This window comes from Pseudomonas sp. R62, assembly GCF_000257605.1.
GTDB lineage: Bacteria > Pseudomonadota > Gammaproteobacteria > Pseudomonadales > Pseudomonadaceae > Aquipseudomonas > Aquipseudomonas atacamensis.
Genome location: NZ_JH635999.1, coordinates 837,944 through 850,722, shown reverse-complemented (window position 1 = coordinate 850,722; position 12,779 = coordinate 837,944). Strand labels below are relative to the sequence as shown.

The window sequence follows — 12,779 nt, the reverse complement described above, 5'->3', positions numbered from 1 at the left end:
TGCGACACTGGTCACGCTGGCGCCGATCAATGTGGCGGACAGCAAACGATTGAAACCGGGAAGTTTACGGATCATGGTGATGCTCCTTTTGCTCGAGTTGGTGATAGATCTGAATCTTGTTATCCAGAACCTCCAGGGACTGGCTCAACTGGCTGATCTGCGCTTGCACGTCCCGGCGATGCTGCTCGAGAAGCTCGCGGCGTTCTGCCAGGGTCGAGTCGCCTGATCGACGCAATTCGGCATACCGCAGCATTTGCTGGATCGGCATTCCGGTCGCCTTCAGCCGGAGCAGAAATTCGGCCCACAGCACATCCTTCTCGGCGTACACCCGGTGGCCATTGCCACCGCGCCCAACCGGATCGAACAGCCCGATGCGCTCGTAATAGCGGATCGTGTGAGCGCTCAGATCAAGGCGTTTGGCCAACTTTGAAATTGTCAGTTCTGGATTCATGTCATCACCGTAAAGGTTTGAGTGCGCTCTAAGTCAATGGCTATTTTCCATCGTGCAGAATCAGGCAAATCGCCAACAGTATCCGCCTAACGCCGACACCGCCCTGCCCCCTAATCTGAACCCATGCAGAACACACCACTGCAACGGGTTAACCAGAGACTGATCTGAACGACCCGGACCTCAATCGAAATTTGACCGGAGTCACCGCCATGAAAACTGTAAGCCAACTGATCGCCGTCGCCACCTTCGCCCTCAGCGCCAGCGCATTCGCCGTACCGAGCAATCAGGAAGATCGTTTCTTCACCCAGGTCAGCGAACCACAGCAGACTGTTGCTGCCGATGGCTCGGAACGTACGCCCCAAGGCCAGGCTCTGGCTGAAAACGGCCGCAACCGCCTCGAGGAACACGGCCTGGTTGAAGACGGTTATGACAAGACCCCACAAGGCCAGGCCATCGCTGCCGACGGCTCAGACCGCACCCCGCTGGGTGAGGCCCTCGCCGCTGATGGATCGGACCGTACACCGGGTCGTCGCGCAGCTTAAGCGCGTGTTGCCGAGACAAGAAAAGTCCTGCGGATTTGAAACCCGCAGGACTTTTCCTTTTTTTGAGGCAAGACCTGGAAAACCCTATTGATAGGAACAGGCAATACTTCGATCCGATTCGGCATCGTCCGCCAGCGTTATCCGCCCTAGCATGGCCTCTCCAATTGCCTGCTGGAGTACAGATCCATGAAGACCCTTTTCATCACCGGTGTCAGCAGCGGCTTCGGCCAGGCGCTGGCCAAGGAAGCGCTCGCTCAAGGTCACAGGATTATCGGCACAGTGCGCAGTGAATCCGCGCTGGCAGCTTTCGAAGCGCTGTCGCCCGAGCGCGCGCATGGGGTGCTGCTGGACGTTACCAATTTCGATGCCATCGATAGGGTGGTTGCGGCTGTGGAGGATCGTCACGGCCCGGTGGACGTGCTGGTCAACAACGCAGGTTATGGCCATGAGGGGATTTTCGAAGAGTCATCGCTGGAGGAAATGCGCCGCCAGTTCGACGTCAACGTGTTCGGCGCGGTGGTGGTGGCCAAGGCTTTCGTCGCGTATTTCCGCCAGCGCCGCGCAGGGCATATTCTCAATATCACTTCCATGGGTGGCTACATCACCATGCCGGGGATCGCCTATTACTGCGGCAGCAAGTTCGCTCTGGAGGGGATTTCTGACACCTTGAGCAAGGAGCTTGCGCCATTCAATATTTTTGTCACCGCTGTGGCGCCGGGGTCATTTCGCACCGACTGGGCAGGCCGCTCGATGCAACGCACGCCGCGTAGCATCAGTGACTACGACGCAAGCTTCGATCCGGTGCGCAAGGCCCGGGAGGAGAAAAGTGGCCATCAGCTGGGCGATCCGCAGAAAGCTGCACGGGTCATGCTGACGATCATCGACAGTCCAAACCCGCCGGCTCACCTGCTATTGGGCAGTGATGCGCTGGCGCTGGTGCGTGACAAATTGCAGCGCACGGCGGAGAGTATTGAGCAATGGGCAGCGCTTAGCCGCTCGACGGATGGCTGAAAGATCAAAAGCACCCTCACCCCAGCCCTCTCCCGGAGGGAGAGGGAGCCGATCGCGGGTGAATTCAACCCCCGCGTTCGGCACGATATTACAGGTCGGCGTAGTACCAGAAAGCAGCGCGGTCAGTCCCCTCTCCCCCTGGGAGAGGGCTCTGTCTGACACCCCGCCAATCAGCCAGACAGGTTCAAACCCGCCTTTTCACAAGGAAACCCACAGCCCATGCCGAAACCGAAAGACCCAATCACAACGCGCATGGTCCAGCTAATGAGCCAGCTCGCACCACTGGAAGGTTACAACCTGAGCCCGCTGGAGGATGTGCGTTTCCTGCGCTCCAACCGACCGCTGACCCGCACGCCGGTGTTGTACGAACCGGGCATCGTGATCCTTTGTCAGGGGCGTAAACGCGGCTATCTCGGCGATGAAGTCTACGTCTACGACGCTCAGCATTATCTGGTGGTGTCGGTGCCGGTACCCTTCACCATGGAAACCGACGCCAGCGAAGCCGAGCCAATGCTCGCGGTGTACGTGCGCCTGGATTTCGCTTTGGCTGGCGAGCTGATTCAGCAGGTCGATGAACTGTGGGATTTCCCCAGATCCCAACCGATGGGCATGTACGCCTCGCCGCTCGACGAACCGCTACGCCGGTCAACCCTGCGTTTTCTTGAAGTGATGAGCGACGATGCCGACGCGCAAATCCTCGGTCCGGCGATGCTGCGCGAGCTCTACTACCGCATCCTCACCGGCGAACAAGGCGGCACCCTGCGTGCCGCCATCGCCCAGCAAGGTCAGTTCGGCAAAGTGACCCGCGCCATCCACAAGATCCACAGCTGTTATCACCAACATCTCGACGTAGAAACCCTGGCCGAGGAAGCGCAGATGAGCGTGCCGAATTTTCATCTGCACTTTCGCAAGGTCACCGACTCCTCGCCGATGCAGTATCTGAAGTCGACGCGGCTGCACCAGGCGCGATTGCTGATGCTGCGTAACGACCTGACCGCGGCAAAAACTGCATTTCTGGTCGGCTACGAAAGCGCCTCGCAATTCAGCCGCGACTTCAAACGCCTCTTCGGCCGCACACCGCTAGCGGAAGTTGCGTGGATGAAACAGGCCTATGCGCTGCCGGCACCAACGACTGCTTCGCCGTTTGTGTCGTCGCACTGACTTCACCCGCGTCTTGAACAAACAGAAATCCACATTGAAGGGAAGAAAGTGAATCTGAGAGCTGAGATCGAAAACGCATTTGGACCCCAGGCATTCGCCCGCCCGCTTTTCTATTCCTGGCCCGGAGGATTGCGTTTCGAACTCTCCGAAACGGGCGGAATGATCGAGCAATTCCTGACCGCTATGCGCAAATCCATAACCATCTGCGGCGACGTTTTCCAAGGGGACGAATCGTTTGTCGCATGCCTGCGCATTCATTCCGGTCGCAATCGATTCGCCCATCGCAGTACTCTTCGCGCCCTTAAATCTGCTGGCATCGATACTCCATCAGCGCTGTGCATCTGGAGCGAAGAAATAGATAACGAGGAATGGTTCAGTGAGGAAGAGCCGGAATATTGGGTCAACGTCGCCTTCGAAGCGTCTGTGGCGAGCATTCAAGCATTACTCTGGTGCGCATTGGCCAAGGACTTCGGTGCTATCCAACCGCGTGCGAACTGTGCTGTCTACCTGTTCAATCTGCCCAAGCGAGTCATGGTCTTTCCCTATGACGACCGAGGCATGGACGTGGTTGGAGCCAACACCGAACTACTTTTGCAGCTTTATCAACGACATCATGCCTGGTTGCTCGACCATGACCGCGCAGCGATGGAAGCCACATTCGGCAGGCTGAAACGTTAGGTGAACGCTATCGTTTCAACTTCTTCGCCATGATGATCGTGCGCTCCGTCTGATGAAACTCATCTCTGATTTTCTTGAAGCCGAGCGAAGCATAGAAGCCTTCTGCGGTGACTGAGGAAGGAACGCGCAGCAGATTGAAACCTGTGTCCATGGCGAGTGATTGAATGCTCTTCATCAGCTGTCTTCCGACACCCATTCCTTGAAAGTCCGGGTCGACAAAAACGCTTCGAACAACGTCTCGATCGAGACTTGCCGTTGCGACGATTTGACTGTCGAGCTTAGCGACCAGCACCTGACGCTCAGTCAAAAAACGAAGGATCTTCGAGGGCGAAAAACTTTCAATCACTCGATCGATGATTTCGGGAGGATAGTCCCGAGCATTGCTCTCACGGAGCGTCTTGATGATCGTTTCACTGATAGCCGATGCATCCGCATCCCTCGCGATGTGAATTTGAATATCCACCCAGTAGCTCCTTGCTTGTCCGCTCCGTGTACAGCACTTATCGCAGCAAATTCCCCATCCGCATAGTGCTTGCCCCCTTCTGTGTTTCCCCGCCCAATCAAACAGGTCAGCCACCTGCATTAGGATGGGATCATGAACACCACGGCCATTCCCGAAGGTTTCACACCATTCACCCGCAGCAGTCCGTTGCTGGATCTGCTCGGCCCGATCTACGCCAGAGGCCACGGCCTGCAATTGAAACTGGGCTTGCTGACCGACTCCCGCCACGCCAATGGTCGCGGCACTTTGCATGGTGGTGTATTGGCGACTTTGGCCGATGTCGGGATGGGCTACGCCATGGCCTTTTCCAGCGATCCGCCGCAGCCGTTGATCACGGCGAGCATGACCCTGGATTATCTCGGGGCGGTGCAAATCAACGAGTGGCTCGAAGTGCGTCTTGAACACTCCAAAAAGGGCCGCCAACTGGCGTTTGCTGGCGTCAGTCTGCACGTAGGTGAGCGAACGGTCGCGCGCGCCAGTGCCGTGTTCGCGGTGCCGCTGAGCTGAAGCGCGAAACCTCAGTCTGACGCTTCAGAATCATCCCGCGCTGGAACAGGAATTTGCCATGAGGGTTTCTTGCCGACCTGGCTATCGAACGTGCGTCGCGCTTGGCGGAAACCCTCGACGTTTTCCACCACCCAAGTCCAGATCGGCGACATCCGCACCAGCAAGCCCATGCCCAATGGCGTCAGCTCGTACTCGACGTGCGGCGGCACCTGGTCGAGCTCGCGCCGGGTCAGCAGGCCGTCGCGTTCCAGTGCACGCAGGGTTTTGGTCAACATGCGCTGAGTCACGCCGGTCATCTGCCGTTTGATCTCGGCGTGACGCATCGTGCCGTACACCCCCAAGGCATGCAGGATGCCCAAAGACCAGCGACTGCCGGCGTGCGCGAGCACTTCGCGGCGCACGCCATCATCGTCTCGTCTGAGCGTCTGGCAGATTGCTTCTGCCTCACTGAGCGCTTGCTGATCAGTCATTTCTTCCCCTGGTATCACGCGTGTGCCTTCTTCTGAGTGCTGCCCGATCGTGCCAGCATTTGCCGATCTTACATGCAGATCTCAGGAGACATCATGACCGAATCGAACCACCCTTCCCCGCAATCCATTCTCGTCCTGGGCGCAGGTGAGCTCGGCCTGCCGGTTTTGCGCAACCTTGCGGGAGTGGCAAAGCGCTCGCCCGGCAGCACGATCAGCGTCCTGCTCAGGGCCTCGACGATCGACAGTCAGTTGCCGGCAAAGAAAGCCGAAATCGATGAACTGCGCAGTCTCGGCGTGCAGATGGTGGCGGCAGATCTGGTCAACGATTCGATCGACCAACTGGCCGAAGTCTTCGCACCTTTCGATACCGTCATCGGCTGCGCCGGCATGGTCGCTGGTCGTGAGACGCCGATGAAGCTGGCGACCGCTGCGCTCAAGTCGGGCATCAAACGCTACTTTCCCTGGCAGTTTGGCGTGGACTTCGAAGTGATCGGCCGGGGCAGTCCGCAGGATCTGTTCGATGCTCAGCTCGACGTGCGCGAACTGCTGCGCGCGCAGGACAAAACCGAATGGGTGATCATCTCGACCGGCATGTTTACCAGTTTCCTCTTCGAGCCGGTGTTTGAAGTCGTTGATTTCGACAACGACACCGTTAACGCCCTGGGCAGCCTGGACACCAGCGTGACGCTGACGACCCCGGACGACATCGGCAAACTGACTGCAGAAATCGTTTTCTTCGAACCGCCTTTTCGCAACGAGATCGTGTATCTGTCGGGCGACACGCTGACCTATGATCAGGTCGCGGGCCTTCTCGAACGCGTGCTCGGACGGCCCTTCAAGCGTAACGTCTGGACGGTGCCGCACCTGATGCAGGAACTGGAAAAAGACCCCACTCACCACATCAAAAAATACCGCGCGGTGTTTGCCCAAGGTCGAGGTGTGGCGTGGCCGAAAGCGGGCACGTTCAATGAGCAGCGGGCGATACAGGTCACGACGGCCGAGCAGTGGGCGCGGGAAAATCTTGCGAACGAGTGAAAGCAGATTTTGCGCAGCGGGGCGTTGTGGGCGCTTTATACTCCCGCAAGCACCAGCTCCGCTGCCCGCTCACCAATAACGACACACGGCGCCATCGTGTTGCCAACGGTGATGCGCGGCATGATCGAGGCATCTGCAACGCGCAGCCCGTCGATCCCGTACACGCGCAATTGGTGGTCAACCACCGACAGCGCATCGCGGCCCATTTTTGCCGTACACGACAGGTGCCAGTAGGTCATCGCCGAGTTGCGGATGAACTGTTCCATAGCGCGACGCTCTCTGGGACCGGGCACGACTTCGCGCTTGATCAGCCCATTGAAGGCCTGGCTGTTGCCGAGTGCGCGGCACAGTTCGATCGTCGCATGGGCTGCGGCCATGTCCTCGGGTTCACTCAGCGAGTTCGGCTCAATGATCGGTGCATCCAGCGGCCCTGCACCCGATAGCCGCAGGCGTCCGCGACTGGCCGGTCTGGCCAACCCGGCGAACATCGTCCAACCATGTTCCGGCGGTTGAACGGCGACCTCAGGCAGAGACGGTACCGCGAATGCCAACTGGCACTGCAACAGGTCCGGAGCTTCCAGGCGGCTGTCGCTTTTCCAATACAAGGTGGTTTCGCATCCGCTGCCAGCGACCGCCTGGGGTTGTCGGTATTCCCATGTGCAGCCGAAAGCCAGGTGATCCTGCAAATTCTCGCCGACACCGGGTAAATGAACGACCGGTGCGATGCCGTGTTTTCGCAGTTCATCCGCCGGGCCGATGCCCGACTGCATGAGCACTTTCGGTGATTGCACCGCGCCCATGGACAGAATGACTTCAGCTGCGGCATGAAACCGGCGCCGCTCGCCGGCGATCAACACTTCGACACCGACGGCCCGGGTGCCGACCAGCAACACGCGGGTCACCAACGCCCCGGTCAGCACCGTCAGGTTCGGACAGTGCAAGTGTGGCCGGATGTAGGCGTCGTAAACCGACTCGCGCTTGCCCTGTTTGATGCGCAAGTCGGTGACAGCGATCCCACCTGCCCCTTCCATCATCACGCCATTGGGACTGTCGAATCGGGGGATGCCCAGATCGCTGGCCGCCTCCAGCGTTGCCAACGCAAGGGGTTGAGGCGTGGCCGGCTGCTCGACATGTACCGGCCCACCTGAACCACGCCGGGTGGCGTCCGGGCTGCCTTGCCAGTTTTCGATCCTGCGGTAGTAATCGAGCACCGATGCGTAACCCCAGGCCGGGTCGCCAGACTCGGCAGCAAAATGCTCCCAATCGGCGCGATGGCCGCGCGACCAGACCATCACGTTGATGCTCGAACCTCCGCCGAGCCCCTTGCCCATGCTCAACGGGAGCCGTCGACCGTTCAAGCGTGGATCGGCTTGGCCCTCGAATGCCCAGTCGCGCGCAGAGCCGAGGTTCAGCGGCCATTGCGCTGGTTCTGTCACCTCGGGGCCAGAATAGTCTTCGCCGGCCTCAATCAGCAGAACCCGTGCGCCTGACTCATCGGCAAGCCGCGCAGCGACCACGCAGCCCGACGTGCCGGCACCACAGACAATGAAGTCATAGTCGTGATCGCTTTGAGGGTCCATACGCCCGCTCCCCTTCGATGGCGCGATCACTGTTCAGCAACGCTGTGCACGGCCTTGAGAATCACTGCGGCGACCTCGGCCGGCTGCGACTGCTGCGGGACATGGCTGGCGTGCACCTCTGCAAGGCTCGCACCGATACGCTTGGCGGCAGACCGCTGGACGTCGGGATGAATCATCCGGTCTTCGGTAGCGAGCAGGTACCAGGACGGCTTGGTTTTCCAGGACGAAACGGTGGTTTTATCTTCGAAAGCCGAGGCCTTGATCGGTCCTTGCGTGGCAGTCATGACGGCAGTTTGCGCGGCCGGCAGATCCTGAGCGAAGTCCTTGGCCATGCCTTCGGGGGTCAGATAGAGGAAGCCGTTACCGTCAGCCTTGATCCGACTGATGCCCGGCGGCGTCGGCGCACCTTTGCCCTGTTCGCCACTGGTTTGCCCGGCCTCTGGCGCGAAGGCGGCGACATACACCAGCGCGCTGACTTTCTGGTCGTTGCCGGCTTCGGTGATCACCGTGCCGCCCCACGAGTGACCGACCAGCACCACCTTGCCCTGCTGGTTGTTCAGCGCGCGGCGCGTGGCGGCAACGTCGTCGGCCAGCGAGGTGAGCGGGTTTTGCACAACGGTCACGGCCACGCCTTTGGCTTGCAGCAGTGGCACGACTTTGGCCCAGTCGGAACCGTCAGCGAAGGCGCCGTGTACGATCACCACCGAAGGCGTTGTATCCTGCGCGTGGCTGGCGCCGGCCAAGAAGGTACTGGCCAGGGCAAAGGCGACGGTGGCGAATTTCGATTTGATTGTTTTCATTGGATGAGCTCCTGTTCGGGAGTTCAGATTCTGCTGACTGGCCTGCGTTGTGGGCATCGGTCAATTATCCGACCCCGGGGCATTTTTCATGGATAGTGGCTTGCAACTGGACATCTCGCTGGACGGCGCACTGGCAACCATCGCCCAGGTCGGTGACCTCAGCATGGGGCAACCGCTCGGTCATTCCCGGCGCGTTGCCGCTTTGGCGCGGATGCTCGCGCAGGCATGCCATGGCGACGGTGAGCATCTGCAGGTTGCAGAGCAGATTGCCTTGCTGCGCTGGTCTGGGTGCACAGCCAACGCCGAAGGCTTTGCCGACCTGCTGGGCGACGACGTCGATGGTCGCCGCGCAATGCTCGATCTGACCCTGGGCAATGAACAGATGAACGCGGTGCATCAGGCAACCCCGCTGGCCGTGGTGCACTGTGAAGTGTCAGGTGCAATCGCCAAAACCCTCCAGCTCGGAACCGCCGTCGAAGCGGGCCTGTGTCGGGTGTTCGAAACTTACGACGGCACTGGCCGACCGTTGGGCGTAAGCCATGAACACATCCCGGAGGTCGCCTATCAGGTGGTCATGGCCGGTGATTTGGATATTCTCACTCGCGCTCACGGCCTGGACGCGGCGTTGCGCTGGATCAACGAGCAGTCGGATCGGCGCTATCCAGCGTCGCTGGTGTCGTTGCTGGTGGCCAATGCCAAGGACTGGCTGGCGGATCTGGAAACGCTTTGCACAAAAGTTGAACCCGCGCCTGAGCAGCGTCGTGTCTCGCTGACTTTGGTCGGAGACGTCATTGACTTGAAGCTGCCATGGCTGGCCGGGCATTCGCGTCAGGTCGCGCATGTTGCCATGGAAGCTGCGCGCCTGTGGGGGCTGAGTGAGCCGACGCTGACAGACATTGGCAAGTCCGCGCTGATTTACGGTCTCGGCCGCGCAGCCGTTTCCAATCATCTTTGGAATAGCCCAGGGCCGCTGCCCTACGGTGCGGCAGAGCGAGTGCGCCTGGTGCCTTATTGGACGCAACAGGCGCTCCGACCGGTAGCGGAATTGGCCGCGCCCGCCGAGATAGCCACCCACGCTTATGAACGACTCGACGGCAGCGGCTATTTTCGCGGGGTGGCGGGTGATGCGTTGAGTGCTGGACATCGACTGCTTGCTACTTCGGTCGCCTGGGTGGCGTTGAGGCAGGCCCGGCCCTGGCGATCAGCCCACGACGAAGCCGCAGCAGCCACGCTACTCAAAAAGGATGCTGGCCGTGGTCTGTTCGATAACGATGTCTGCGAAGCGGTCATTGCTGCCGCCAGTGGCGAGCGTCGCCTGCGGCAACCCAAGCCTTCGCTGCTGACAGCCCGTGAGTGCCGCATTCTCCTGGAAATCAGCCGTGGCGCCAGCAACAAACAAGTCGCGCAACTGTTGGCTATCAGTCCGAGCACGGTGCGCACGCACATGGAAAGCATCTTTCGCAAACTGCAATGCTCGACCCGTGCAGCCGCCACCCTGAAGGGGCTGACACTGGGCTTGATCGCCTGAGTCCGCCCGGTCAAGCCTGATCAGCCTGCCTGGCGCGAGCAAGTTCGATGAATGCCTTGGCGGCCGCAGAGGGATTGCGGCGGTTCGGGTAGTACAGGCACAACCTGTCTCGGGGCGGGGTCCAGTCCTCGAGTACCTGCACGAACTCGCCGGTGCGCATTTCGTCACGAACGTCCTGCTCCATGAAAAAGCCCAGCCCCATGCCCGCCTGCACCGCGACCTTGACCACGCTCGATTCATCCAGCGTAAGCGGACCGTTCACATCCAGACGGGTAACTTCTCCGTCCCGCTCGAAATACCAGGGGAAAATCGCCCCGTTCGGTAGTCGCACACGGATACATCGATGCCCGGGCAGATCGGACGGCGTGCGCGGTTTGCCGTGTTGTGCAAAATAACCCGGCGAACCGACCACCGCGTAACGTTGCGGCGGGCCGACAGGCACCACAATCACGTCGTTGGGCACCAGGCCTGCCGAGCGCACGCCGAAATCGAAGCCGTCAGCCACGATATCCACCAGCCGGCCTTCGGTTACAAGGTCAATATGGACTTTCGGATGCTGCTGCAAAAACTCGATCACCAGTGGCAGCAGCGCCGAACGCGCAGCGCTGGCGAAGGCGTTGATGCGCAACGTGCCCGAGGGCCCAGCGTTCTGCGAGCGCACTGCGTCGAGTGCCGCACGCAAATCCTGCAAGGCTGGCCCCACCTGTTCGAGAAACACTCTCCCCGCTTCGGTGATGGCGACGCTGCGGGTGGTGCGGTTGAACAGTCGCGATTCGAGGCGCGCTTCCAGTTGCGCAATGGTGTTGCTCAGCGCGGTGGTGGAGACGTCGAGATCAATGGCGGCCTGGCGAAACGACCCCCTTCGAGCCACGGCTATGACGGCGTCCAGTTCATTGAGGGCCAAGCGATCCTGAACCATGGATTGTCCTGTTTTTCGGGATAGGTCATTAAGGTTTGTCCCAGTTGAACAAACTATCTGTGGCGCAGCAAGATGACTCCAGTTAATCAATCAGGAGTCAGCCAATGAACCTTCAACATCCCGCCGTCGTGCAGACGCATGTCACGGTCATCGACGAGAAAGAAATCTACGACGCGCCCCATCAATTCCGAGCGCTGGAGATTTCGCCATGCTGAATTCAGGATTGACTGGCAAGCGGGTCCTCGTCACCGGCGGTACCAAAGGAATCGGCAAAGCCGTTGTGGATTGGTTCATAGCCGAGGGCGCGAAAGTCATCACCTCGGCTCGGCAAGTGGACGTCCAAATGCCGGGCGCACTGCTGGTCGCGGCTGATCTTTCGACCCGGGAAGGTTGTGACGTACTCATCGCAGCGGTCCAACAGCAACTGGGCGGCGTCGACATAGTGGTTCATGTCCTGGGTGGCTCGTCGGCCCCCGGTGGTGGTTTTGCAGCGCTGGACGACGAGCAGTGGCAACGCGAGCTCAATCTGAATCTGCTGCCGGCGGTGCGCCTCGATCGCGCCCTGCTGCCGGGCATGCTCGAGCGTCGTAATGGCGTGGTGATCCATGTCACGTCCATCCAGAGTCGACTGCCACTGCCGGAATCCACCACAGCGTACGCGGCGGCCAAGGCTGCGCTGTCGACCTACAGCAAGAGCCTGTCGAAAGAGGTGTCGCCCAAAGGGGTCCGTGTGGTTCGGGTTTCCCCGGGCTGGATCGAAACCGAAGCATCGGTGGCATTGGCCGAGCGACTCGCGCAGGAGGCAGGCACTGACTATCAGGGTGGCAAGGACATCATCATGCAAGCCTTGGGCGGTATTCCGCTCGGCCGCCCATCGACGCCAGCTGAAGTGGCTGAGCTGATCGGGTTTGTGGCGTCGCCACGAGCGGCTTCGATCACAGGAAGTGAATTTGTGATCGACGGCGGGACCATCCCGACAATCTAGCCGGCAGTTTGCGGGTCAGGGATGACTCGCTGAATCCGACCGGCACGCTTACATCCGATGCCGCTCCAGCAAAAAATCCACAAACAACCGCACCCGCACCGGCATCGCCGCGCCGCCCACGAACACCGCATGAATCGGTTCCTCATCGCCCGGGTTAAACGTTTGCAGCAGCGGGATCAGCGTGCCGCGCTGCAAGTCTTCCCTGACGGTGAACTCGCCGATGCGCGCAATTCCGGCGCCGAGTCTGGCGAACTGTGCCAGCGCTTCACCGCTGCTGCATTCGATGTTGCCGCTGACCTTCAATGAAAACTCCTTGCCGTCGCGGATGAACGGCCAGTTGGCTTCGGCGCGGCGGAAGTTGAAGCGCAGGCAGTTGTGCTTGAGCAGGTCTTCCGGTTCGAGAGGTGTGCCGTGGCGTTTCAGGTAATCGGACGATGCGACCACGACTTGGCCGGTGTGGCCGAGCCGGCGTGCGGTCAACGGGCTGTCGGGCAGATGGCCGAAGCGTATGGCGACGTCCGCCTGGCCGGCGAGGATGTCGACTACCTCGTCGCCGAGGCTGAGGTCGACGACGATGTTCGGGTAACGGGCGGTGAAGGCTGCGACCAGC

General features: G+C 60.3%; 15 protein-coding genes. 8 read left to right on the top strand and 7 right to left on the bottom strand.

The features are described from left to right. Positions 1-64: 64 nt before the first annotated feature. Positions 65-451 carry a MerR family transcriptional regulator gene (locus tag OQK_RS22230; RefSeq protein WP_016774345.1) on the bottom strand — a complete coding sequence of 129 codons (387 nt, stop codon included), beginning with the start codon at positions 449-451 and terminating at the stop codon, positions 65-67. Positions 452-660: 209 nt separating this feature from the next. On the opposite strand from OQK_RS22230, the gene OQK_RS22225 reads away from it, so the two are divergent. The 4 genes from OQK_RS22225 (at position 661) to OQK_RS22210 (ending at position 3,843) form a co-directional block, all read left to right on the top strand. Next, complete coding sequence (locus tag OQK_RS22225; RefSeq protein ID WP_016774344.1) at positions 661-993, top strand: hypothetical protein; 333 nt, start codon at positions 661-663, stop codon at positions 991-993. Between the two features lie 186 nt (positions 994-1,179). Continuing rightward, entirely contained in the window at positions 1,180-2,004 is an 825-nt protein-coding gene (locus tag OQK_RS22220; RefSeq protein WP_016774343.1) for an oxidoreductase, read from the top strand. 219 nt (positions 2,005-2,223) lie between these two features. Continuing rightward, positions 2,224-3,165 carry an AraC family transcriptional regulator gene (locus OQK_RS22215; protein ID WP_016774342.1) on the top strand — a complete coding sequence of 314 codons (942 nt, stop codon included), beginning with the start codon at positions 2,224-2,226 and terminating at the stop codon, positions 3,163-3,165. Between the two features lie 48 nt (positions 3,166-3,213). Continuing rightward, complete coding sequence (locus OQK_RS22210; RefSeq protein WP_038861559.1) at positions 3,214-3,843, top strand: DUF3885 domain-containing protein; 630 nt, start codon at positions 3,214-3,216, stop codon at positions 3,841-3,843. 7 nt (positions 3,844-3,850) lie between these two features. Here OQK_RS22210 and OQK_RS22205 read toward each other — a convergent pair whose 3' ends face one another. Beyond that, positions 3,851-4,306 (bottom strand): GNAT family N-acetyltransferase, encoded by a 456-nt coding sequence (locus OQK_RS22205; protein WP_016774340.1) that lies wholly within the window; start codon positions 4,304-4,306, stop codon positions 3,851-3,853. Positions 4,307-4,438: 132 nt separating this feature from the next. Here OQK_RS22205 and OQK_RS22200 point away from each other — a divergent pair, with 132 nt between their 5' ends. Next, on the top strand, positions 4,439-4,852 hold the full coding sequence (locus OQK_RS22200; protein ID WP_016774339.1) for a PaaI family thioesterase: 414 nt from the start codon (positions 4,439-4,441) through the stop codon (positions 4,850-4,852). 11 nt (positions 4,853-4,863) lie between these two features. Here the strand turns inward: OQK_RS22200 and OQK_RS22195 are convergent, their stop codons facing one another. After that, a complete protein-coding gene (locus OQK_RS22195; RefSeq protein WP_016774338.1) occupies positions 4,864-5,322 on the bottom strand; it encodes a winged helix-turn-helix transcriptional regulator in 459 nt (152 codons plus the stop codon). Positions 5,323-5,415: 93 nt separating this feature from the next. Between OQK_RS22195 and OQK_RS22190 the strand changes: the two genes are divergently transcribed. Continuing rightward, complete coding sequence (locus OQK_RS22190) at positions 5,416-6,357, top strand: aromatic alcohol reductase (protein ID WP_016774337.1); 942 nt, start codon at positions 5,416-5,418, stop codon at positions 6,355-6,357. Positions 6,358-6,392: 35 nt separating this feature from the next. On the opposite strand, the gene OQK_RS22185 is transcribed toward OQK_RS22190, so the two are convergent. Further along, positions 6,393-7,967 carry a GMC family oxidoreductase gene (locus OQK_RS22185; protein WP_238537243.1) on the bottom strand — a complete coding sequence of 525 codons (1,575 nt, stop codon included), beginning with the start codon at positions 7,965-7,967 and terminating at the stop codon, positions 6,393-6,395. Further along, entirely contained in the window at positions 7,964-8,737 is a 774-nt protein-coding gene (locus OQK_RS22180) for an alpha/beta fold hydrolase (RefSeq protein WP_016774335.1), read from the bottom strand. Before OQK_RS22180 ends, OQK_RS22185 begins: the two co-directional genes overlap by 4 nt. Positions 8,738-8,825: 88 nt before the next feature. On the opposite strand from OQK_RS22180, the gene OQK_RS22175 reads away from it, so the two are divergent. Beyond that, complete coding sequence (locus OQK_RS22175; protein WP_038861558.1) at positions 8,826-10,265, top strand: HD domain-containing phosphohydrolase; 1,440 nt, start codon at positions 8,826-8,828, stop codon at positions 10,263-10,265. A 10-nt stretch (positions 10,266-10,275) separates the two neighbouring features. Here OQK_RS22175 and OQK_RS22170 read toward each other — a convergent pair whose 3' ends face one another. Beyond that, on the bottom strand, positions 10,276-11,184 hold the full coding sequence (locus OQK_RS22170) for a LysR family transcriptional regulator (protein WP_016774333.1): 909 nt from the start codon (positions 11,182-11,184) through the stop codon (positions 10,276-10,278). Positions 11,185-11,392: 208 nt separating this feature from the next. Here OQK_RS22170 and OQK_RS22165 point away from each other — a divergent pair, with 208 nt between their 5' ends. After that, complete coding sequence (locus OQK_RS22165; RefSeq protein ID WP_016774331.1) at positions 11,393-12,169, top strand: SDR family oxidoreductase; 777 nt, start codon at positions 11,393-11,395, stop codon at positions 12,167-12,169. Between the two features lie 48 nt (positions 12,170-12,217). Here OQK_RS22165 and OQK_RS22160 read toward each other — a convergent pair. Continuing rightward, the coding region (locus tag OQK_RS22160) for a LysR substrate-binding domain-containing protein (RefSeq protein ID WP_038861556.1) at positions 12,218-12,779 on the bottom strand (562 nt) is incomplete at its 5' end.